The following is a 25,894-nucleotide window of genomic DNA, read 5'->3' on the forward strand; positions in this document are numbered from 1 at the left end:
GCACCAAGAACACCACGGTCGGCGGCACCTCGGTGGCGGCGTCGAAGGGCGGCCAGGTCTCGTTCGAACCCGACGTGACGAACTTCGACCTGATCAGCGGCGATGCCGCCCAGCTCGCGGACGACGTCAAGGGCGCGCCGTCGGGGGTGTTCATCTTCCGGTTCTCGCCGTGGAACGCGCGGTGGGGCAGCCAACGCGCCCTGGCCCTCCGCGGCACGTCGAAGACGCACTTCACCCCGCTGCCGTCGAGGCGGTTCCTGTACTCGGTCGGCGTCGAAGCGTCGGTGGTGGCCGAGTCGCAGGTCCGCGGCAACGTGGACACCTTCGAATTCGTGGACCGCGAACCGGTGAGCTCGGCGGGCGAGCGGTTCGAGCTGGCCGACTCCGTGCTGCTGTGGTTGACCCAGGCGCAGGTCGACGCGCTGGCGGATAGCCCGCACGAGGCGCAGAGCCCGGCGCCCGTCGAAGGCCGGGAGCTGCCTCCGCCGCCATCGCTGGTGGGCAACGGCGTTTCGCTCGGCATCGGTGCGGTCGACGGGAACCTCGACATCAGCGAAGTCCTGCCGCTGCTGCGGGAGCAGGTCGTCGCTGCGCTGGGCCCGGAAGCCGCGGACGAGCTGCTCCCGCGCTCGCCGCTGACCAGCGCCCACGACAACACCAGGGTCGCCGACGAGCAGTTGTCCAATGTGGACAGGATGTTCGCCGCGGTGATGAACGGCGGCTCGTCGACGCCGCTGCGCCTGGAGTTCCGCTTCCGCGGCCGCACCTACGTCCTCAGCATCGAAGGCGGCTGGGCCGAGCCGCCCGCCGGTGGCCGGGTCGAGATCGTCCGCAAGCTCGCGGCCCGCGACATCGTGTCGATCGAGGAGGCCGGGCAGGAGCAGTCCGGCCAGAACATCCTCGACGTCACCGGGGTGCTCCGCGGTCAGGGCGAGTTCAAGCAGGCGGACTCGTCGCCGAGTTCCGGCGTGCTGGCCCCGGGAGCATCGGTCGGATACGTCCACGTGTCGCAGGACCACTCCGAGACGTCGGTGCAGAACCACTCCGCCGGTTCCTACGGCGCGATCCGCGGCCCGGTCGGCGTCTTCGACGGAAATGTCCAGGTCACCGTCAAGATCGTCCGCAAGCTCGGCTTCGACGCCGAGCAGCTGACCGACGTCCACGGCGAGGAGATCGCGAAGGTCGTAGTCGCGCGGCCGGTCGCGGTCCGCAAGATCGCGGAGGAGACCTTCCTGCCGCCCGGCAGCACCGAATCCCTTGGCGCCGAGCACGGCATCCGGGCGCTGCCCGCCGCGGCCGGGAATCCCGACGACCTCGCGAAGTGGCGGCAGGACGCGGAACGCAGCCTCTCGCTGCCCGGCTCGGGCGACTTCTCGATCGAGCACTACTTCGGCATGGTCAAGACGCTCCGCGCGGCGGCGAAGCTAGCGCTGGTCGACTCCGGGGTGAGCATCGACACCCGGATCGCGCTCGCGGTGGACAACGCCATCACCCCGGCCACGGTGAAGGCGGGCCTGCCCACCATGCGGTCGGGGCGCTTCAGCTTCCCGGTCGCCGGTCTCGACCGGATCGTCGAGCTGCACGCCCGCCTCCGGCCCGACCCGAAGCTGGCGTCCGCCAGCGGCCGGGTCGAGATGGACGGCTTCCTCGGGGAAGGCGAGAGCGACGCGGTCGGCCTCAGCGCCGGCAGTGCCTACTCGTCCAGCGTGTTCGCCCGCGGCGGAGGCGCAAGCGAGCACCCGCAGGACGCGGCGCAGGAACCCTTCGGTTCGGTGCAGATGGTCGGCGTGGCGGAGCGGTCGGGCCCGTCGACCCGGCCGGATCTGGTGCTCAACGCCTCGGCGACCACCGAGAACACCGCCGGCCGCGACCCCAAGGCCACGCACCGCGTGACGCACCCCGAACTGACCAGCCGCGGCCTGCTGGCCGACGTCGAATTCCGCGCCGTGGCGAAGAAACCGGGTGGCGGATCGGAGACCGGCGTCGCCGAGCTGGCCGTCGACAACGCCTACCTGGTCCGCATGCGGGACGCGGCGGCCGAACAGCTGGCCGGGAAACTCCCGTCGGCGCTGGCGAAATCGGTCGCCGACCTCGCCCGCGCGAGCAAGGCGTGGGCGGACGCGGTCGGCGCCGTCGAATCGGCGCTCGCCACGGGCGCGGACGTCGCACAGCTGCGAGCTGCGGCGAGCGAGGCGGAAACCGCTTGGTGGGCGGCGAAGGCGAAGTACCACGAGGACCTCGTGGCCGCCCAGGAGCTGGAGCGGCACTCCGCACTCGACCTCGCGAGAGCCCAGCAGTCCGCGGAAGCGGAGGAGCGCTTCCAGGGCGTCACCGGCGCGATCCGCCCCATCGCCCCGCCGCCGTTCCTGGCCGGCTTGGACCACCGCGACCTCGCGCCGGACCGGCAGGTGGCCTTCTTCGAGGCCCTCGACCTCGGTCGGCCCGCGCCAGACACCGTCGAGCCTGCTTCGCGGCCGGACACCGTCGTCACCACTGTGGATCGCGAGCTGGTGAAGGCCGTCCACGTGCCGATGCTGGGCGGGCCGGTCGTCGACGAGACGACGTGGGAGAACCTGGAGATCACCGCGCGCACCGCGCGCGAGCAGGGCTGGACGCCGGTGCTGCTGACCGACGTTCCCCGCGAGTTGTTCGCGGCGGCCAGGACGGTCTCCACCGGGCTGGACGCGGTCCGCGCCATGGACCGGCGCGCGCACGAGCTGGGTTTCGTCGTGGTGAACGTCGACGAGATCTTCAGCAGCGAGTCGCCGATGACGGCCCAGGACGCGTTCTCGGCGGCGCTGGACAACGAGATCGACGCCGGCCGCGATCTGGCGCGCTCGATCCTCATCACCGAGGTGCTGAGGCGCTTCGGCGGCGTGGTGGCGCCCGGCGAATACGCGATCCGGGACCTGTCGTCGCTGGCCACGGCGGTGGACGCGGCCAGGGGCTTTAAGATCGCCGCACCTGCGGCGGACACGGCGCCGGTGGTGATCGCCGCGTCGCAGGGCAACCCGATCGCCGACTTCCTGGAGCGGGAACTCGTCCGTGCCGCCCGCACCGGTCGTGCGCAGACGGCGATGGAATCGGCCGTTGCCGCCGCGACGCGACTCGGCGACCTCGCGGTGGCCGACGGCGCCGAACACCGCGCGGCACCGCAGGAACCCGACCGCGTACCTACCGGGGAAGACCTGGACACCCTCGTCGGCGAGGTCGTGGAGACCTTCGCGCGTGGCTTGCGGGCACGCGGCGATCTGGACTTCGCGGGTGTGAGTCGGTTGTTGGGCGACCACCCGCGCGGTGCGGTCGTCCTGGAGGCCGCGGTGGCCACCGTGGCGCGCAAGGCGGCGTGGCGGGACGCCATCCGCACGGTCACCTTGCCCGTTCCCGCCGACGGCGATGGCGCGGCGAAGGTGTCGGCCGAGGCGGAGAAGTGGCTAGCGATCCTCCCGGAGGCGCGGCTGACCGACCGGGGCCTGGTCGCGGGGGCGCGCTTCCACCCGGATCCCTCGCACGGCGACCTTGACTCCAGCGCGCTCGATGCCGGGCCGACGCTGCGCGACCGGGCGGCGGAGCTGGCCGTGTTGGTCCAGCACGCGCCCGAGGACCGGACCACGAGCCCGCGTTCCACCGGCCCGATCCCGGAGTCCGACGCCGAGGGCACGCTTGATCTGGCGTTGCACATCCGCGCCGCGCTGCGCGAGGACATCGACCGAGCAGGCGAACTCCGGCTGGACAAGGTCGTGTCGCTGGCGAACCGTCATGCCGAGCCCGGCCTCGTGCTGCGTGCCGCGGTCGCGGCCATCGCCGCTGACACCGACTTGGCCGAACGCGTCCGGGCCGTGGCGATCCTGCCGGTGGCGAACAGCCCTGTCATCGAACTGCTGGACATGCTGGTCTTCGCCGGGGGCAGGCCGGGCGACGTCTGGTTCGATGCCACGCTTGTGCCCGCCCCGGAACAGCACGCGCAGTTCCCCGGTTCGCGTCGCTCCGTGGCGCACGACTTCGAGCCGGGCACGACCGCCCCGGCGGATCTGGATCGGCTGAACACGCAGGCCGAGCAGATCGCGGACGCGATCCTCGCCCGGCACCGGGCCGGGCTGGCCATGCCGGTGGTCGTGGTCGAGGGCGGCGGTCCGGAGTTGGGGCACGCCCGACGTGAGTCCGCGGCGGCGGTGCTCGCCCTCGCGATCGACCACAACTTGGCGGCGGCGCAGGCGAATCTCGACCCGAGCGCGCGCATCGGCCGCGGCCAGGTCGGGTTCGGCATCGAGATCTCGGCAGTCGCGGACCCGGGCGAGCAGGTGATCGTCACCGTCGACGGTTCCCGGGCGCCTGAACCGGCGCCCCCGCCGGCCGTCGAGCGGCCTCGTCGGGTCAGGTTCGCCGACGAGGCCGAGCAGCACCCGGCGCCCGTCCCGGAACCGCCGGAGACGCCTTCGATCGGCGCGGAGCTGGTCGTCGAGTTCACCGACGACGGTGATCTCGTCGATTCGCCCGCAGTGGACGAGTTCTTCGCGCACCTGGTGACCTCCGGCGCCACGGACCTGGTGGTCCGCGGCGGCGGTGACCAGGGTGCGGCGCGCCGCCAAGCCGTGGCCACCGCACTGACGGCGGTGCTGGACCAGCGCCCGGGCTCGTCGCCCGGCAGGCCGAGCGTGACGATCGATCCGGCGGTGGTCGAAGGCCCGGTCACCGTGCTGGCCATGCCGCCGACCGGCCGCGAGATCATCCTCCGGCGAGACGCGGCGCCGCCGAGCACGGATGGTTCACCCGACGTGGTTCTGTCCGAGTACCTGGCCGCGCACGCCCGGCTCCGGACGGCTCGCGGCCTCGGGCGCGACCTGGTGTCTCTGGTCGTCGCGGCCCCCGAACCCGGCGCCCGGCCCGGCACGGCACTGTCCATTGAGGACGACTCTGAGGACGTCGACATCCGCGCCGCATTGGCGGACTTCGAGCGTGCCGAACGCGATCTCCACGAGTCGGGCTACAGCTCCGCAAGCAGCAGCGGAGCGTTCTCCTCCAATGGGGTCGTGCCGGACATCTCCGGCGGCAGCGGCATCGCGAGCGATGGCAGGCCGGGGCACTGGCCCGAGGACATCGGCGACACCCAGGCGTGGCTGGCGATCGCGGAGCGCCTGCACGACGTGCCGGCGCCCGAGCAGGCGGCGGAGCGGGCCGGGCGGATCGTCGCGACCTACCACGGCGAGCGCGAGATCGACTACGACAATCCCACCGAACACGACCTGGTGTACGCCCACATCGTCAACCTCGTCGCGCACCAGCTCACCCTCGACGCGGATTCGGCAAGCCCGGAGCGCCACGCCATTCAGCTGGCGATCTACCTGCGCGGGGCGTTCGGCCCGCTGAATGTCAACCGCGACGAGTCGGGCCCGGCCCAGTACGCCGCACCGGAGCAGGAGGTCCTCCCGGCACTCGACGCGGAAGGACGGCTCAGCTATTTCGCCACCGGCCAGCTCCGGAGGCGGCCGCTGCTGGACCGCAGCGGGCGCCCTCTCGGCGTCGGGTTCTCGGGTGACGCCGACACCTCGGTCGCCAGCCTCCAGCACTACCTGGAGGGCCCCCACCGGCCGTTCTACTGGATGAACGTCTTCGGTATCGGTGCCTCCGATACGTTGCCCGGGCCCGAGGACACCCTGTCCGTGCCGGCGCCGCAGCTGAAGCTGCACGGGTGGGGCGAGTCCTTCACCGTCGCCACCCATGGCAACAGGCCGGAAGTCCGGTTCGGTCTCGCGGAGGTCGTGGTCGGCGAGGGGAACGAGTCGGTCGACCAGCGGCATGTCGGTGTTCGAGGTGCCGTACTGGCCAACGCGGTTCTGTCGACGCCCGAGTTCCGGGCGGTCGCCGGGCTCAGCAGGCTGAGCACGATCAACCTGCTCGTCTGCAACGCGGCTCGCGACCGCGATTCGGGTGTGGCGGCCGACTTCTACAAGGTGATGCGTTCGCACTTCCCCAAGATCGTCGTCAACGCGGCAACGCATCCGATCGGCGCGTGGGAGTACAGCGACGGCACCCGCACGGTGGTCGTGTCGGAGGGCGGCACGGTGATCACGTTCGGCGGCTCCTCGCCGGGGCAGCAGCCGACCTTGCAGGACGTCCTGCAGAAGATGGGGACCTGGCGGTCCAAGAACGAGGACGTGCGCAAGCATTACGCTGCCGAGCTCCCGCTGTTCAACGTGGTGGATCGCGCCGTGAAGATGTACGACGCGCTGCTGGTGGACCTGCGCGACAACGGCGTGCTCAACCTGCTTCGCGTGCAAGAGCAGGCGACAACGGAGGCCGCGGCGTCGGGGAACAACAGCCTGGTGTGGGTCGCCGCGATGGTGTCCCTGCGGCGCACGGCCGCTCTGCGACCCCCGCACACCCTGGTGTTCGGCCGGGTGGATCCGGAGACCGGCCGAGCCGTGTCGGTCGCGATTCCCAAGAGCGCGGCGCGCTTCCTGAAAGTCGGGTCTTCGAGCCGCCGCCCGGACGGGCACCTCGTCGCCGACGTCCAGTGGGAGCTCAAGGGCATCGCCACCGAGCGCGACCGCACCCCGACACTCGACGCCGTCCTGAGTGACCTGCAGGGTTGGGGCGCTCTGCACGAGGACATGCGGAAGCTCTACGCGGCCGAGCTTCCGCTGCACAGCGTGGTGGACCGCGCGTTCACGACCTACCACGCCTTGCTCCCCGGCCTGCGTGAAAACGGCGTGCTGAACCTGGTCGACATGCGTGACCTGGCGGCAGGTGGGGCTGCTGCGGGGCACACGGACTTGGTTTGGGCCGCCGTGCTCACGGCTTTGCGAGGCACGTCTGGCGTGCAGCCGTTGAGCGCCGTGGTCGCCGGCCGGGTGGAACCGGATACCGGGCTCTACGCCCAGGTGGAGGTGCCGGGCGGGGCGGCGGAGCTGCTGGAGATCGGCACCGCCGAACTGGGTGCGAACGGCTACGGCCTCGCTGCCGCAAGTTGGGCGAGCAGGACGGAATCCGCCGTCGCATCGGGACAGGCGGTCCCGGTCCGGGCGGAATCGCTTGCTGCGCCGGGGACTGGCGGACGGAACTCGTCCAAGTTGGCGGAGAGTTCCGCCGCATTCGATTCGGTCCGTCGGCCATCCTCGGGACTCCTGGACGAAGCGCTGGTCCTGCTGCGTGACGAGGAGGTGGTGCCGAACCTAGCCAAGCAGCGCGACGGATTCCCCGTGACGGCCGACGAAGCGTGGGCGAACTACAAGAACGCCTACGCCGCGCTGCGCGATTCGTACGGCTTGTCCGTCGACAACGCGGATCCGGGATTCGACGGTGCCGCATCGGGCTGGACGGGGCAGTCGGTGGTTCTCGACTTCCGCCGGTCGGACGCCGAGGCCCGCAGGTGGGGCTTCGATCCGGCGAACCCGGCCGACGTGGCGGAGCACCTGGCCGCCGTGGCGCGCGAAGCAGGCATCGAGCCCGAACCGGTCCATGAGGAAGTGCTGAGCGCTGCTCAGGCCGCGCTCGACGCGAACGAGGTCCGGCGCGAGCGGGAGAGCGAGGCCGAGCGGGCCTTGGAAGCTCTGGAGGCGGACCGAGCTCCTCTCGACGAGGTGCTTCGGAGTGCGGAAGCGGACCTGGAACGGGCACGCGCTGCCAGGGCGACCGCCGCAGATTCGCTGACCGACGCGGAGAACGACCACCAGGACCGGATGGCGGCGCTGGCGGACGCCGAGGCGGACATCGACCGCCGCTTCAAGGAAACGGCCGACCTCGATCCGGCCACGCTGGACGACCTGGCCCGCGAGCTGGACCGGGTCCGGGCCGAGCGGAGCGAATCGGCCACCCGGCTCGCCGCGGCGCGTGCGGAGGTGGCCGAAGCCGACGCGCACGTCGACCGCTTGCGCGCCCAGGCGGACCAGGCGGCCCGGGATCTCGTTCCGTTCCAGGAGCGGATCGCCGACCTGGCGGCGGAAGCCGAGGACGCCCGCGCCGCGTGGCGGAGTGCGGAGCTGGATCTGCAGCGGCAGGCCTCCAACCGCACCAATCAATCCGATGTGGACTTCGATGTGCCGCCGAATGTCACCGAGGTGCGGTCGCCGTCCGGGGTCGTCGTGTCGCCCGAGCAGGTCGAGGCGCTGCGCGAGGCCTACAAGTGGGAGCGGGCCGCCTTCGACGATCTGCCGTCCGAGCAGCGTGCCGCCCTGATCACCGAAGCCGCGGACGAGGTCGCGCACGTCGTGCAGCTGCCGAAGTTCGACGAGACGGCGTACACGCCCGCGGACCGGAACTACCAGGCGCTGTACGGGCTGGTCGTGCGGTCGGTCGCGGCGAAGTCGCTGGCCCTGCGGGAGGGCGAGCCGGAATCCGCGACGCCGATGGCCGAGATCGCCGGGGAAATCGCGCGTCCGCTGGGCATTCGCCGGACCCGAGGGGGTCTGCCGCCCGGCCGGGGCAGGCGGCCCGACGCCGCGCCGCCGCCGGGCATCGCTCCCGTAGAGGTCGTCTTCGCCTCAGGTGTGATGAAGCTGCGCGAGCAGCCGGCGGACCTCCAGCGGGTACAGGAGCTCGCGCGCGAGGTTGCCCAGGCGGCCATCCGCGCGGCAGGTGCCGGTCGGCCCCTTCCCCGGATCACCATCACCGGGCATTTCGCACCCACTCCCGGCAACTCCGCCGCCGAAGCTATGCTCTCCCGCTTCAAGGACGTGGAGAAGGCGTTCCGCAAGGAACTCGAACGGGCGATCGGAGACCGGTCGCGGCACGGCGTTTCGGCCAAGGACATCGCCATCCGGGACCACGCGAGCCAGTCCGGGACCGGCGCAGCCGACCCCCGCCGGACGGTGCGCATAGACGTCGACGAACTCCCGGACGCGGTTCCGTCGACGAGCGCCTACCGGCCCTGGAGCGGCGAAGCCTGGACCCGGGCCCAGATCGTCTACTCGGAGCGCGCCGCGGAGTTCGAGCGCAGGCTGGCCCGCTTCCTCGCCGGCCTCGACAGCGTGAACCGGGAAGTGGGCAGGCTCGTGCAGCTGGTGTGGGACGACATGCCACCCCGGCGGCGACACCTCCTGGCCCGAGGCCGAAAGCACTACGCCGGTGCGGTCCCACTCACGGTCGAGCACGTCGAAGCCGTGGTCCGCAACGGCAACATCCGGGAACGGATGTGGTTGCTGATGAGGCGCACCCGGCTGGTCAACGAGCTCGGTGACTCGGCGCCCAGTGTTCCGAACCATCGGCAGGAGCACGAGCAGCTCCACCGAAACGACCGGTACGCCGAGCTCGTCAGGATCCTGGACGACCGAACCCTGAGTCCCCGGGTGCGCGACACCGCACTCCGGGAGCTCGACGGGATCACCGGCGAAAGGCCCCGGGCGAACGAGGTCTTCCCACCGCTGAGCGAGGCCGAACGGTCCGTCGGGGTGCACTCCGACGGCACGGTCAACTGGCATTCGGCGCGCCTGGCGGAGCCGGTCATGGTGGGCAACGTCGACGACGACATCAGCCTGCACCGCCTCGGCCAGCGCTCTGGCGCACTGGTGTGGACCGGGACCTCGGGCACCGCGCACCGGATGGCGCGGATCGTCGAGCAGGTGGCGGCGCGCGCGAACGTCTCCGTCGACTTCGGCCTGCTCCGCCTGGCGGCGTTGGCCACGTTCATCCCTGCGGGAGCGCACTCGTTCCACGAGGTCATGCGCGGATTCGGCTTCGCGAGGCCGGAACTGGAATACCACGACAACTGGGGCCGGTATCGCACCCTGCACCCGCTGACCGAGGACTTCCTGCGCCGCAACGTCGCGGTGGGCGGCAAGTTCCCCGACGAGTACGCGGTGGAGGTGCTCGACTGGGCCCAGATGCGGGACACCACCTCGCGGCCCGCGGTCACCTGGCTCTCCGGGACCGACGACCTCGGTGGCGAGCACCGCTTCACCGCGGAACAGGTCCGCTCGATGGAGTTCCAAGCCGCAGACGGATCGACCCTGGGAGTGTCCTTCGGCGGCCGGAGATCGGCGGGTACCGCGGTGGACTGGGCCGCCTCCGAAGGGCTGCACCGCACCCTGCGGCTCGCCCCCGGCGCCACCCCCACCCGCCCGGGCCGGTGGGCCGACATCGCGTCGCCCTGGACGTACGGGTCGCTGGCGGACACGCGTCCGTTCGTCGTCGACCTCCGAGGCTACGACGGGCACGTGTCGATCCCCGGGCGGCACGAGGACATCCGAATCGCGATTTCGCCGGGCACGCTCGCCTCGGCCGTCCTCGGTTCCGGCACGTTCCGGCGGGCGCTCGCGGACACCGGTGCGCCGCTGGGGTCGCTCGTCCTGCTCGTCGACGAAGGCATGGGCGGAACGGATTCGTCGAGTCCCGCGGCTGCATTCGCGAGAGCCGGGCGTCGAGCGGGCTACGAGCTGTCGGTGTGGGTGCCGACCACCGGTGTGGCATTGTCGAGCCAGCGGTCGCCGTTGGGATTCCTGCCGCCGGCCGCGGTTATCCGCGCCGGTGGCGAGTGGATGCACACCGGCCGCCGCGCCGACATCTACCAGGTGTTGGCGGAACTGGCCGACCCCGGCACCGTGGAGCTGCCCGAACACCTCCGCCCGGTGGTGCGAAGCGTCCGCGACGCGGTCGACGTCCTGTGGACGTCGGTGCGGGATACCGGGAACCTCGACCTGACGTCCATCTCCTGGGGGCCAGGGGAGTCCGCGCGGGCCGCGAGCTTCCGCTGGATCGCGCTGATCGAACACCTGAGCGCCGACCCCGAGTTCCGCCGCGCCGTCCGGTGGATGACCGACATGGGCCGCGACGAAGACGGGAACTGGCGGGTGGTGCGGTTGCCCGATGCGGCTCGCGTCCGCATCGTCGTCGAGGGCAAGGGGTTCTGGCGGCGAGGCGACCGCGACGAGGTCATGTCGGTGACGCGCCCGGTGCGGCTGCTCGAACCGAAGGAACCCGAGACGACGCAGGTGAACTTCGCCGGGTTCATCGCGCAGCCGGTCAACGCGACCTTCCAGCACGAGCAGGCAACCGGGTACGCAGTCCGCCCCTCGCAGGAGCTGAGCGCCCTCGCCGGATGGCTGCTCGAAGCGACGATCGAACTCGGCGTGGACGGATACCACCCACCCGCGGCCTCGATCACGGCTTACGGCTACGCGGCGACGCCCGCGGAGCGCACCGGTGAGTGGTGGGCCGGTCTGGTCCAGGACCGCCTGCGCGAACTCATCGCGGCGAACGCCGGGCGGTTCGAGATGGACGGCAACCTCCCGACCATCAACATCTGGCAGATGGTGCCCACCTCCGGAATCACCGGCGAGCAGGTCACCTCGACGCAGGCATGGGCCACCGTCACGGCGTCAGTCGCCCCGCAACCCCCGCGCGAACAGCTGTCGGAGGGCTCGTACCCCGCCGTCGATCCGAGGCTGACGAGGCAGTGGGAGCGCACGTTCCAGCGCGCCAGGCGAGCCGTCGACGCGCTGCCGCAGCACATGCGCGACCACGTCCTGCGCTCGGCGGCGGAAATCATGGCGCCCCGCCACCAGGCCCCGCCCGTGGCGCGGACGGAGTTGTCGCCCAACGAGGCGGCCTACCGCTGGCTCTACGACCAGATGCTCTACGTGGTGGCCGATCAGGTGTGGCTCTCGGTCGCGCACGGGCAGCACCCCCGGCAGGGACGGGCAGGCGCGGTCTCCGAGGAGTTGCGCGGGATCTTCCGCACGCAGCGGACGCGCGGGGCCCCCGGCGCCGGGCGCAGGTCCGAAGCGGTCCCGGGGTCGCCGGACGCGGGGCCGTCGACCGCGCACCGATCGACCGCCGCGGCCGACTGGGACCTGGCCCGGATCCGGTACTCGGAGGCGGCGCAGGTCTACGAGCAGCGGCTCGCCGCCCACTTGGCGACGTTGCCCGCGGTCAACGCCGAACTGGGCAAGATCGCCGACCTGATCTGGACGACTACGCCCAAGCGTGACCGCGCTTGGCTGCTGGGCGGCTCACCGGTGCTGCCCGGCAGCGTTCCCCAGACGATCGAGCACCTGCGTGCCGTGGTCGAGGGCGGAAACGTCCGGGAGCGCGTGCTCCTGCTGTTCAACCGGGCGCAGGCGAGCGGCTACTTCGGCGAGTCGGCAGTGCGGCTTCCCGGCCGTGCCATCGAAGACGCACAGCGCCCCGTCGACATCGGCTACCACGAGTACCTGAACGTCCTGGAAGATCCGGAGCTCGACCCCGAGGCCAGGGCGCAGCGGCTGGCGCGCGTGGACCGCGCCTTCCTCGACAGCCGGATCCACCCCGACGAAATCGAGCCGCCGCTCAGCGCCGCCGAAAGGTCCCTCGCGCTGGGGCCCGACGGATATCTGAACTGGCGGATCGGCTTCCTGCTGAAACCGATCCGCATGGAGGAGGCCCTGCAGCAGACCGGTCAGCGCACCGGCGCGCTGGTGTGGACGGGCACGTCGGGAACCGCGGACTTCATCGTGCAGGTCGTCGCGCAGATCGCGGCCAAGGCGGGCGTGCCGGTCGACTTCGGGTTGCTGCGGCTGGCCCTGCTGGCTGTGCTCATCCAGACCGGCAGCCACACGTTCCACGAGGTCATGCGCGGCGCCATGTTCGCCCGGCCGGAGCTGGAGTACCACGACGACTGGCGCAGGTACCGCTCGCTGGCCCCGCTCACCGAGCAGGAACTGCGCGAGCGCGTGGCGGTGGACGGCAAGTTCCCGGACGAGCACCTGCTGGAATCCCTGGACCTCCCCGACGCGCCCGACGCCGGCCCGAGCGAGCCGCCGGTCGGCGACATGGGCAGGCACCTGTCCGGCACGGACGAGAACGGCGCAGTGGTCGGCTTCCCGGCGCACGACGTCGTCTCCGCCGAGCTGGCGGGCGTGGACGGCTCGACCCGCGGCATGACCTTCGGCGGCGCGCCCGAGATCCGGCAGGCCACCGACTGGATCTCCTCGACAGGTGCGGACCGCACGATCGTCCTCCCCGCGGACTCGGTCCCCGACCGAGGTTCCGGCTCGCGGAGCGAACCGTCACCCTGGACCTACGCCGGATTCGATCCGATCAGGACGTTCGTGGTCGACCTGCGCGGCGTGAACGGCAGCGTCGAGGTCCACACCGGCGCGGGCGCGCGGCGCATCCGGCTCGGCCTCGAATCGATGCCCTTGGCGGTCCTCGGTTCCGCGGTCTTCCAGCGCGCGCGGACCGAGTCGGCCGACGCGATCAAGGCGGTCGTCCTGCTCCTCGAACCAGGTGGCCCGGACTCTGCGACCGTGGCTGCGGTGTTCGCCGAGGGATTCCGGCGGGCCGGCACGCCCCTGACGGTGTACGTCCCGTCGACCGGTGTGGCATTGTCCGGGCCCAACCTGCCGTTCGGGAACCTGCCGCCCGCCGCGGTCGTCGTGGACGGTGGTTCCTGGGTGTCTGCGGGAGAACCGACCGATCTGGACGCCGTGCTGTCCGCATTGGCATCGCAGGAGGCCGCCGGCGACCTCGGCAACGTCATCCGAAGCACCAGGGAGATGGTCAACGGACTGACCTCGCGACTGGGCCGCAACGGAGGCGCGCTCGACATCGCGGCGGTGGACCACTTCAACGCGCCGGCGGAGGACCGCTCCGCCAGGCTGGCCTGGACCGCGACGCTGACGCACTTGGCGGCGAGGCCGGACGTGGTCGCCGCCGTCGGCGCGGTGATCGACCGCTCGCAGCAGGACGGCCGCTGGATTCCCGTCCGCCTGCCGGAGGCCGCCGAGGCCCGGCTGGAGTTCACCGGCAAGGGCAACTGGAAGGCGTCCTCCAACGGTTCCCAACCGGGCGCGTCTCGGCCGGCGCGGTTGTTGCCGCCGGGCGAGCACCGGCCCGCCGGGATTCCGGTCGGTTACGCCAAATCCCCGACGACCGTCCGCTTCCTGGGAACCGATGTGCGCGAGTCGCGGGAGCTGCTCAACCTGGCTACCTGGATAGCGCAGGCCGCGCTGGAACTCGCCGCCGACGGCCACGCACGGCTGCGGGTCGAGATAGAGGGAACCGGGCACGGCTCGGTGGGCCGTCGGCAGAAGTCGGGCGTGGAGACCGGGATGAAGCGCGCCACCGCCGTTCGCGACTACCTGCGGGAGCAGATCGCGGACGAACTCGTGACGTTCGGGCCTCCGGCCGGGACGGTGCATCACCCTGTCGACCTGCGCCTGCTGCTGCCGGCCGACGCGCTTTCCGGGCGGTACGTGGCGGATGCCGACGAACCGGTGGGGGCGACGGTCTCCGTCCGGGTGGTCGGCGCGGACGATCCCACCGTGCTTCCCAGCCGATCCACAGTGGACTACCCGGCCGTCGATCCGGCGGTGGAAGAGCGCTGGGCGTACTCCTTCGCGCTGGCCAGGGCCGCGGTGGACGCCGAGCCCGACAGGCAGGACCTGATCGGGCTGGCGGGCCGGATCGTGGCGGAGCGGCACCAGGCGCCGCCGCACTTCGTGGCGACGGCCCCCGCGTACCACCGCGTGCTCACGGGGATCACCTACCTCGTGGCGAACCGGCTGCGCCTCGACGCGCAACGCCCGGCCGCCGAACGGCTGGGCAACGCCCGCGCGGTATCCGAGGAACTGCGCGCCGCCTTCGGCTCGCGCCGAGTCAGCGGCGCGACCGGCGGCGCCCGCATCGACGACGTCGCGGAGTCGGGTACCGCCTTGTCGGCTCCGAACCAGGTTCACCCGGGCGGCCTCCCGCCCGCCGGGGAGCACTCGCTGTCGGCGGCCGTGGCCTCGCGGCCCGCCGCCCACGCCTTCGTCGGAGACATCGACAGGTTCCGGATGGCCGCGCCGCTCAACGAGATCCGCGCGGATGGCCCGCGAGGCCCGGTGCGCGTCGACGTGCGCCGGATGGAGGTCCAGCCCGGCTCATGGGTCCGGGAGTTCGGTCTCAGGCTGTCGGTGGAGTTCGAGCGCGGCATCGAACGAGCCGACCAGGTTGCGTTCTGGCGTGATCTCACATCGGGCATCGAGGACCTGTTCAACCGCCGGACCCGGTTGCCGGTCAGCGGAGACCAGGTGCGGGTGCAACTGATCCGCATGGGCGCGCCATCCGGTGCGCACGCGCACGTGACCGTCGGCCCGGCGGGCTCTGCCGAGCTCACGGGCCGCACCACCTGGCGGCTCGGCGAGAGCAAGTACGTGCTCGCCCAGCACATCGCGGATCTGCTGGGCGCCTTCGACGGCACCGGGACCGAACCGTGGTCGGGCACGGTGCTGACGTCGCAGCAGGCCGCCGCGTTGGAGGACCTCGAAGTCGCGGGCGGGCTGGCGAGCCTGCCGCTGACCGAGGTGCCAGCCGACGACCGGGAGTGGGTTTCGGGGCAGGATCTCGCTCGAAACTACCGCTGGTTCACCGACGCCCACGTGGCTCGCATGCTCCTCTCACGTCGTGGCAAGCTCGCCGGAGCGCTGTTCACCCCGGTGCCCGCGGCCGCCGAGTGGATCACACTGCGCCAGCGTTCGACCGCGTTCTTCCTGCAGGAGTCCGCATCCCGGCGGGAAATGCCCGCCCGGCTCGCGGGCCTCGACGATGACTCCACGTTGGTCTTCGTGCTCCACGGCAGCCACAACACGGGCAGCCTGGAGGTCGATGGCATCGGTGCCGTCGACGTCCGGGCGCCGGCCTTCGTCGACACGCTCATCGCCAGCGGGATGCTGGGAGGTCTCGCGGACGGCGGCCTGGTGGTGCTGGCCTCCTGCTCCACCGCCGGGGACCGGATGGGCGGATTCGCCCACGACGTCGCGATGCTCCTCCACGACAGGAATCTCAAGGTCCGGGTGGCGGGCGGTACCCAGATCATGGTTTCCCGGTCGGCACGGCCGGGGCTGCTCGACGGCAAGACGCCGTCGCTCGTCGTCGCCGAGGGCGGGCATCTGAACGTCTACGGGGCCACGACCGCCGCAGACGACCGGCCGGTCGTGACCGAGTTGGTGGCGGCGCTGAACCTGGGCTGGGCATACGCGGCGTCGGATCCGGCCCCGGCGGGCCAAGTCGTCCAGCTCGCCAGCCGGAACGCGACCCTGGATCTACTGCGCTCTACTGTGGACGGACTGTCTCGTCGGCTGCACGAGGGTAGGGGAAATCTCGACGTCGAGTCCCTTGCCGAGGACTTGGTGGGTCGGCACGAGCGGCCGGATGTGCTGGTCGCGGCGGCGCTGGTGTACCTGGTGACGCACCGGTTGGACTTCCCCCCGTTCCGGTCGGTGACGGGCCAGGCGTCGCGGGGGCAACGCAGCCTGTGGCAGCAGGTGCCGCTGTCCGAGCTCGCTCCGCCGCCTTCCCCGGCCGGTGGCGAGGACGAGTTCGTGCACGACGGCTCCACCGTGCCCACGCACGTCGATCTCGACGAATCCGGTCAGCTCACCCCGGAATTCGAGAGTGTGCTGGACCTCCGCGCCGGCACGCTGGCGGAGCTGGTGGTGCGTCTGGTGGGTGCGGGCCGTCCGCTGCCCGCCGTGGGTGTCACCGGATTCTCCTGGACCGCGTCGAAGGTGCTCGCGGACGTCGAGGCGGCGAAGCTCGATGGCGAGGTGCGCGCGCATCAGGTGCGGGGTCTGCTCATGCAGAAGATCGCGGACCACCTGGAACGGCTGTCGCCGCGAGGAATCCGCCTGGTGGACGTGAACAAGCTCGTGCCCGGCACCCGGGTTTCCGGGCGGATGCCGACCGCTTCGAACCGGTCCATCTGGTCGATGCCCGGCGACCGCGGGGGCAGCGACTCGTTCAAACGACGGGTCACTATCACCATCGAGTTCCCACCTACTGTGGACGGACTGCGTCGTCGGCTGAACGAAAGCCGCGGGAATCTCGACCTCGCGTCGCTCAACCCGGAGTCGGGGACCGCCTTGTCTGCTCCGGACCAGGCTCATCCGGACGAGCGGGACGGCCTTGCGTCCGCCGCAGTTGCTGCGCGACCTGCCGTTCGTGCCAAGGTCGACGTCATCGACATGTTCCGGACGGCCGCCCCGCTCAACCGGGTGCGCACGGACGGTCCCCGGGGCCCGGTGCGCCTGGACGTGCGACGGATGGAGGTGCGGCCCGCAGCCTGGGTCCGGGAGTTCACCCTCCGGTTGTCCGCGGAATTCGACGCGGAGATCTCCCGAGAGAAGCAGGGAGGGTTCTGGAGCAGACTCGCTTCAGGCGTCGAGGACATGTTCAACAAGCGGACCCGGTTGCCCGAGAGCGGGGATCAGGTTCGGGTGCAACTGATTCCCGTCGAGAAGCGCGATGATGCGCACGCCCACGTGTCCATCCGGCCGGATGGCGCCGCCGGGCCCGCAGGCCGCACCACTTGGCGGCTCGACGAGAGAAGGCACGTGCTCGCGCAACACGTCGCCGATCTGCTGGGCGCGTTCGACGACACCGCTGCCGAGCCGTGGTCGGGTGATTCGCTGACGTCGCAGCAGGTTGCGGCGTTGGAGGACCTCGAAGTCGCGGGTGGGCTGAAGGGCCTGCGGCTGGACGACGTGCAGATCGACGACGACCAGACCTGGGTTTCGGGGCGGGACTCCGTTCGCTCTCTCCGCCAGTTCGCAGTCGACCAGGTGGCTCGCACGACCGTGCTGCGTGACGGCAAGCTCGTCGGGGCGCTTTTCACGCAGGTGCCGTGGACGCGCGAGTGGATCTCGCTGCGGCAGCGTTCGACCGCGTTGTTCCTGCGGGAATCGGCATCCCGGCGGGAAATGCAGGCCCGGCTCGCCGGCCTGGACGACGATTCCACCTTGGTCTTCGCGTTCCACGGCACCCCCGACGCCGGCAGCATCGAGGTCGACGGCATCGGGAAGGTCCACGTCGAGGCCCAGGCGTTCGCCGACACGCTCGTGGCCAGCGGGATGCTGCGAGACCTCGCGGACGGCGCACTGGTGGTACTGGTCTCCTGCTCGACCGCCGGGCACCGGATGGGCGGCTTCGCCCACGACGTCGCGATGCTCCTCCACGCCAGGAATCTCAAGGCCCGGGTGGTGGGCAGCACCCGGGTTATGGAGCTCTGGCCGCCACGGCCGGGGCTGCTCGACGGCAGCACGCCGTCGCTCGTCGTAGCCGATGGCGGGCATCTGAACGTCTACGGCGACACGACCGCCGCGGATGACCGGCTGGTCGTGACCGAGCTGGTAGCGGCGCTGAACATGGGGTGGGAGTACGCGGCGTCGGATCCGGCTCCGGCGGGTCAAGTTGTCCGGCTCACCAACCGGCACGCGACCCTGGACCTACTACGCTCCACTGTGGACGGGCTGCGTCGTCGACTGCACGAGAGTCGCGGGAATCTCGACCTCGCGTCGCTCAACGAGGAGCTGTCGGGGCGGCACGAACGGCCCGATGTGCTGGTTGCGGCGGCGCTGGTGTACCTGGTGACCCACCGGTTGGACTTCCCCCCGTTCCGGTCGGTGACGGGCCAGGTGCCCTCGCGTGGTCTGTGGCAGCGGCTGCCGCTGTCCGAGCTCGCGCCCCCGCCCTCACCGGCCAACGACGAGGACGAGTTCGTGCACGACGGCTCCACCGTGCCCGCGCACGTCTACTTCGACGAGTCCGGTCAGCTCACCCCGGACTCCGAGAGCGTGCTGGACCTCCGCGCCAGCACGCTGGCCGACCTGGTGATGCGCTTGGTGGGCGCCGGCCGCCCGCTGCCCGCCGCGGGAGTCACCGGATTCTCCTGGACTGCTTCGAAGGTGCCTGCGGACGTCGAGATGGCGAAGCTCGACGGCGAGGTGCGCGCGCACCAGGTCCGGGGTCTGCTCATGCAGAAGATCGCGGACCACCTGGAGGCCCTGCCGCCGCGAGGAATCCGCCTGGTCGACGTGAACAAGCTCGTGCCGGGCACCCTGGTTTCCGGGGAGCTGGAGGCCGCGCCCGGCCGCCCCGGGCGGGAACGACGGGTCACGATCACCATCGAGTTCCCACCCGCAGGACCGGAAACGCTGTCCGCGGATAGCGCCGGTCCCACGACCTTCGCCGATGTTCCAGCGGATGAGCTGCTCGTGGCCGACGAGGCGACTGAGTCCGTGGCGGAGACCGGCGCCACCACGATCCCGGAGGTGGCGGTCACGCTCGTCGGCACCGCCGACGGCCGGCACCACGAGTTCCGGGTGAGTGACGTGCGGCTCCGGCAGGTCACCGGCGATGACCGGCGCATCGGCGGAGTCACCTTCGGCGACGAGACGTCCGCCGCGCAGCTGGCGGCGTGGCTCGACTCGGGCGGCCTGGACCGGACGATCGTGGTCGGCCGGGTCGAGGGCGGGCTGGCGCCGAAGCTCGACGTGCCATCGCCCTGGACCTACTCGATGGCGACCGGTTCGCGCGCGTTCGTGGTGGACCTGCGCGGGTGGGACGGCGAGCTCCCGGTGGAGATCGACGGCCGGATCGAATCCGTCGAGGTCGACGTGCAGACGCTCGCACGGGCGGTCGTCAAATCGTCCGCGCTCGCCCGGGCGAGCGCGGAGCCCGGCGCCCCGCTCAGGGCGATCGTCCTCCTGCTCGACGGAGGTTCGTCCGAGGCGGCGGCGCTGTTCGCGGATGCCGCCGCGGATGAGAGCCTGCGGGCAACGATCTACGCGGCATCCGCCAAGTTTGAGCCGTCCACGGGGGCACCGGGCTCTGCGCTTCCACCCGCGGCCGTCATCACGGACAACAACTGGCAGTTCTTCGGCGCGGTGTCCGATCTGGAAGCGGTGGCGATGGCGCTCGCCCGCCCGCAGACCGGCGACACCCGGCCCGACCTGGCCCGGGTGATCGGCATCGCCCGCACCATCGCCACGCGGTCGCGGAAGCTGGTGGTCGGTTCCGGCGTGCTGGACCTCGCGAAGATCGACCAGGAACTCGATCGCACAGAGCCGCGACCGAGCGAGGCCGAAACGGAACTGGCCTACTCGGCGGCCCTCCTGTACCTGTCGGCGCAAACCGGCTTCCGCTCGGTCGTGCGGGCCGTTACCGACCGGTGGCGGCACGCCGACTCCGGCTGGATCGAGGTGCCGCTGTCCGGCATGGCGAGATCGCTGCTGAAGATCACCGGCAAGGGCGAGTGGACGGACCGGCTGACCCGCACGGCCCGCCTGCTCCCCTGGGGAGCGCAGGGTGTGACCAGGATCGACCTAGCGGCCTTCGCCCATCCCACTGTGACGCTCTCGCTCGACGCCGGGCAGACCGCCGTCGAAGAACTGGTCCGCTGGGTGGCCGAGACCGCCCACGAGCTGGGCGGGACGGCGCACCCGGTGGTGACGGTCGTCGGCTACAACTCGGACGCGGACAGCGGCAAGCGCAGCGCCGAGGAGACCGCCGAGCGCCTGCGCACCCTGCTGAACGCGAACCTGTCGGCTCTCGGGGATACCGCGCCGGTCTCGGCGCAGCGGATCGTGCCTGAGGCTGACATCTCCGGCCAGGTCGCGGGAGACGGCGAGCGCGGAGTCGTGGTCACCGTGCGCGTCGAGGACCGGAGCCTAGCCGCCCTCGAAAGAGGTTTCGGTGCGGTGGTGCGCCCCCGGGCGGGCGTCGAGGTGGTGACCGACGCCGAGATCGACGTGGTCCGGGCGCACGCACCGGTCAACGAGATCCGCGAGCCCTCGCCCAGCACCGGGAACCCGAGCCACCACCGGGTGCGCCGGATCGAGGTCCGACCGGGGGTCTGGGTGCGGGAATTCTCCCTCCGGCTCTTCATGGACGTCGCACCGGGCGCCACGTGGAACGACGTGCGGCGGTTCTGGTCCACTCTGCTGGCGACCGTCGCCGAGCACTTCAACCAGGGCCTCGAACTACCCGCCAGCGGTGATCAGTTGCGGTTGAAGGTCGTGCGGGCGGATGACGCCGGTGCCGCGGACTTCCGCGTGCCGCTGGAAGCACCCGGATCGACCGCGCCGCCGAAGCGCGATCGCTGGCGTGCCAACGACAGCCCACCCGTGCTGACCCAGCGCCTCCTGGACCTGCTCGGCGTCTCCAGGGCACCGGCCGGTAGCCCGACCACCGTCGATCCGACCTGGTCGAACCTGCTTGAACTGGACCTCCAGCATCGCCGGGGTGCGCTGCGGAGCCTGGCGAACCGGGACATCCCGGCCGACTCGGGCGCGCACTTCTTGAACGCCAGAGACTACGCCGAACGTGATCGGAAGGTCACCGCTGAGCAGCTCGTGGTGAAGCCGCTGGAGTACCGCGGGCAGGTCGCGGGCGCGAGTTTCACCGGGCAGGTCAGGAGTAGTCCGAAGGGGATCGCTTGGGTGGGCAGCAGGGAGCGTGCCAATGCCGTGTTCCTGATGGAATTCGGCCAGACCGGGCGATATCTGCCGGTCCGGCTGCCCGGGCTGGACTCCACCGACGCGCGAATCCTGATGTGGCACTCCACTTCTCGCGAAGGAGCCTTCTACGCCGACGGCATCGGAGACGTCGTGATCGATGGCGCGACCAGCGCGCAGGTCGCGAGGTCCGTCGACGCCGTCCGAAGCCAACCGGCGGGCGGGCTGGTCCTGCTGATCGCATGTTCGGCGGGGGCGCTTCCAGGCGTGGGCGGGTTCGCCCACGACTTCGAGGCGGCATTCGACCCGGGCAGCGGGCGCCGGGTGGTGGCGGGCTCCGATCTGGTGGCCGTCGCCTGGGGCATGGGCCTGATCCGCGACGAGGCCCCGCTGGTGTTCGTCGCAGACGGTGGCCACTTCACCACGTTCGGCACGACCACCGCCGAGGACGACGACGCGGTGGTCGTCGAGCTCGTCTCGGCGTTGCTGTCGGACTGGCAGTACGCACCGAGCGGTAACCGCGAGGTGGGCGCGAAGATCACGCTGCACGACCGAGCGGCCACAGTGGACCTGATGCGCGGCATCGTCGGCGGCCTGCGCGATTCGGTGCCGGAACGAGGCGGCGACCTGGACCTGGTCGCCCTGCACGCCGAGGCGGCGGGTCACGACCGGCCCGACCTGGTGGCCGCCGCGGTGCTGGCATACGTGGCCTCGAATCCCACGGCCTTGCCGGAAGTGCACTCGGTCACGGATCGCAAGCTCGGGCCCGACAACACGTGGTCGCGATTGCGCCTGAGCGAACTCGCTCGATCCCGCTACACCGTGACCGGACCCTCGACGTGGGACTACGGCACGGGAGAACACCGGCGACCGGTCGAACTGGTGCCGCTGGACACGTCGATGCCCCTGCGCTCGCCGGGCATCGACCAGATGGACCAGATCGAACCGGTCGGCATCCGTTTCGAGACATCGACCGAGCGGATCAAGAACCCGTCCGACCTGCAACGACTCGCACGCGAACTGGCGGAGACCGCCGTAGACGACGACGCGGACGGCGTCACACCACCGATAGTCCGGGTCACCGGGCTCGTGCACGCGTCGCAGGCCGAAGCGTCACCGGAGTCCGCGAGCCGCACGGGCCTGCGGTTGGCGCAGCTGGTGGCGAGCGACCTGCGTCGGCTGCTGGCGTCCGGGCTCGAAGAACTGACCCCGGAAGGAACACGGCCGATCGAGGCGAACCGCATCGTGGACGAGGAGCACATGACCGGGCAGGTGCTGCCGGGATCGACCGGCCGCGGGGAGGCCGTCCAGGTCGTCGTCAGCATCGTGCCGCAGCCGATGCCGCCCACGCCGGGCCGGGCTCACGAGCTGCCCCGAGTGGTCACCTCGGCCCATGTGAACGCCCAGCAGCTCTCCGACGCGCCCGGCGACGACCGAGGTGACCTGCCGCGCGAGGGCGCGGGAGAGCGGCGTCCGAGGGAAGAAGAACCCGGCGATGAGCAGGGGCAGCCGGCCCGCAAGAAGACCCGCAACAGGTGGAGTTCGGCGGAGTACGCCGCAGCGGTCCGCAGCCTGGGCGAGTGGACGCCGGCGTTCCCCGGCGAGAACCGGCCGCTGCCGACGAAGAGGCGCAAGATCGACGTGGGAGGCCGGTTGGTGCCGATCGGCCAGCACCTGCACAACCTCCGGAAGGACCCGGAGCACAACCCGGACCTGCAGGTGCGGCCTGAGCTGTGGGAAGCGTTGCAGGAGCGCGGTTTCGGCTGGTTGCTGGTCAACAAGCAGCCGGTCGAAACCCCTCCTCCCCGGATCGGCCGGAGCGCGAAGGATTACACCGCGGCGCTTCGGGCACTGGGCCCGTGGGCTCCGGCTTTCCCAGGGGAGAATCGTCCGTTGCCGGACTCGGACCTGCACGTCGAGGTGGAGGACAGGCTGGTTCCGCTCGGTGAGTACCTGTACGACCTCGCGGGCGATCCGGACATCAAGGTGCCGCCCGGACTGCGACGCGTCTTGCAGGAGAGCGGTTTCGGCTGGTTGCTGCCTGAGCGGCGTCCCGCCCCGCCGCCGGTTGCGCACAACAGGTGGAGTTCGGCGGAGTACGCCGCGGCGGTCCGCGGCCTGGGCGAGTGGACACCGTCGTCGCCCGGCGAAATGCGACCACTTCCCAAGGAAAGCACCGAGATCGAGGTGGCGGGCAGGCTCGTGCCGATCGGTCGCCACCTGTTCCGCCTGCGCGCGGACCCCGCCGCGCGGGTGGGCCCCGAGTTGTGGGCGGCGTTGCTGGAAAGTGGTTTCGGGTGGCTGTTGTACAATCGGCGCCCCGCGGATGCGCCCGCGGTACGAAGCATCTGGAGTTGGAAGGATTACGCTGCGGCGCTTCGCGCGCTCGGTGAGTGGACTCCGGCGTTCCCCGGGGAGAATCGTTCACTACCGGAATGGGGCCTGGCCGTTGAGGTGGGGGACAGGCTGGTTCCGCTCGGTGAGCGCCTGTACGACATCGTGGGCGATCCGCGGTTGACGGTGCCCAGGGAGTTCCGAAACCTGTTGCGGGAAAGCGGGTATGGCTGGATCCTGGACATCAGGTCTCGAACCGCGGGGCCGACCGCTCACAACAGGTGGAGTTCGGCGGAGTACGCCGCGGCGGTCCGCGGGCTGGGCGAGTGGACTCCGGCGTTCCCCGGCGAGAATCGCAAGCTGCCCGAGCGGGATGCCGAGGTCGAGCTGGAGGGCGGGCTGCTACCCATCGGGGAGCACATGAACTCGCTCCGCAAGAACCCGCGCCTGCGGGTCGGCCCCGAAGAGCGGGAAGCGCTGCAAGAGCGGGGATACGGCTGGTTGCTGGCCGGTCGGCTCCCGTCCGGCGCCCGCGGCGAAGCGCCGCTGGAGATCGTGCCACCAGCCATCCGCGATGGGGAGAGCCCCGGAGAAAGTGTCGCCGCTGCGGCCCTCCTCCAACTGGGCACACGCTCCCTCCAGGGAGCGGCGGACAAACGTCGCCTCCCCAAGAAGGACGCCACGATCGAGGTGGGTGACACGGTCGTACCAGTGGGGCAGATCCTGCACGATCTCCGCGATGATCCGAGCCTGCGGGTGGGGCCTGTGCTCCGCGAAGCGCTGCGGCGGACCGGTTTCGGCGCGCTGCTCAACGGTCGCGAATCGGCCGAACTCCCGTTGCCGCAGGCGGAAAGCCTGGTGCGGAACGGACTGCTGGCCGTCGACGTCCCCGCCGACGGGAACTGCCTACCGCACGCACTGGCCATCGCGGCGGGCTTGACCGACGAAGCGGGCTGGCCCCGCCCGGCGTCATCGATCCGCCGACAGGTCGCGCAGGCGTTGCGGGACGACCTGCAAGCGCCGCCGCAAAGCCGCCTGCTCTGGACCGAGGGGCTCGACGCCGACGTGCAGAACCTGCCCATCGGCAACACGAGTTCCCAGCCCGGACTCCCGGGTCCGACGGACGAGCAGCGCGAACGGTTCATCCAGCTGATCGCCGCCGAAGGCTCGTACCGCAACATCGCGGGCGACCACTTCCCGGCGCTCGCGGCCCGGCTGTTCGGGATCGACCTCCGCGTCCACAACCACGACGGCAGCATCACCAGGCTGGCGTTCTCCGACGACGCGCGGCCGGTCCACCTCGTCCGGCTGGACGAACAGCACCACGGCGTCGACCACTGGATGGGCACCTTGTCCGTGGCAGAGGCGGACGACCAGGCGCCGGTGCAGCAGGAGGTCCAGATCGGGGAACGCCAGGACCTGAAGCGGGGAGTGCGAATGCGGGCCTGGCAGGTGCTCCTGCCCGACGATCCGCGCGGCGTTCGACCCGCGCTCACCCGGTGGCGATCCCGATTCGCGCCCATCATCGACGCCCTCGCCGCCTTGCCCGCACCGCTGCCAATGATGAAGACGCGGGAAAGGGGGCGCGTGGAGGTGACCGGGTACGGTCCGCTGGGTGCCGTGCACGCCGACGCCGTGGCCAACTCGCTCAGGGTCTGGGCAACTGGCTCTACCCGTCCGCAATTCACGTCCCGAAGCGAGCAGTGGCTGCAGGACGGGCCGACCGGGGTCAGCCCGCGCAGGTGGAACCTGCACCGCGTCCAGGTCGTGCTCCGGATTCCCGCCCCGATGTTCCAACCCAGCGGGGATGCTCCGAGCGGAGCCGTTCAGGCGGAACAGACTGCGGCGTCCCCGGCGTCCCCGGCGTCCCCGGCGTCCCCGGCGTCCCCGGCGTTGCCGGACGGGCAGCACTTGCCATCCTCCGGCCCCGTGACAGCGGCGCAGGACAATTGGTTGGACCGGCTTCTTCAGGGCGATCATGCACCCGGTGAGGACGATCTGTTCGGGGACGATCTGGCTGATGAAGACGATCTGTTCGGCGACAACCTGCTTGACGACGATCTGGCTGCGGAGACGGCAGGGGAGAGGCAAGAGCAACAGGACGACGACGTGGTGGCGAGCTGGTTGGCGGAGCTGTCGCGGGCTGCGGACGTCTGGGACGCCGCAGGGTGGGATCCAGAGGCATGGGCGGCCGAGATCCAGCACGATCTCGAACGACTGCAAGCCCAGGGCGACACCCAGTCGCTCGAGGCGATGGATTTGTTGCTGCAGGACCTGTTCCGCGATCCTGACGAGCCACCGCCCTGGCAGGCACCGCAATAGAAGGCGTGCGGGACGTCAATCCCGCAATGGACTACGACGAGAAGAGCTCG

1 protein-coding gene (running past one end of the window) is annotated in these 25,894 nt (G+C 71.1%); it reads left to right on the plus strand.

The window, feature by feature from the left end; genetic code table 11:
• Positions 1-25,844: the 3' portion of a WXG100-like domain-containing protein gene (locus tag BLW84_RS27360; RefSeq protein WP_143061119.1), read on the plus strand. 18,244 nt of this gene lie to the left of the window's left edge; the window shows 25,844 of its 44,088 coding nt (coding positions 18,245-44,088); its start codon lies off the left edge, out of view; it ends in the stop codon at positions 25,842-25,844.
• The last annotated feature ends 50 nt before the right edge of the window (positions 25,845-25,894 follow it).

The sequence above is a fragment of the Saccharopolyspora shandongensis genome (assembly GCF_900106995.1).
Classification (GTDB): Bacteria; Actinomycetota; Actinomycetes; order Mycobacteriales; family Pseudonocardiaceae; genus Saccharopolyspora; species Saccharopolyspora shandongensis.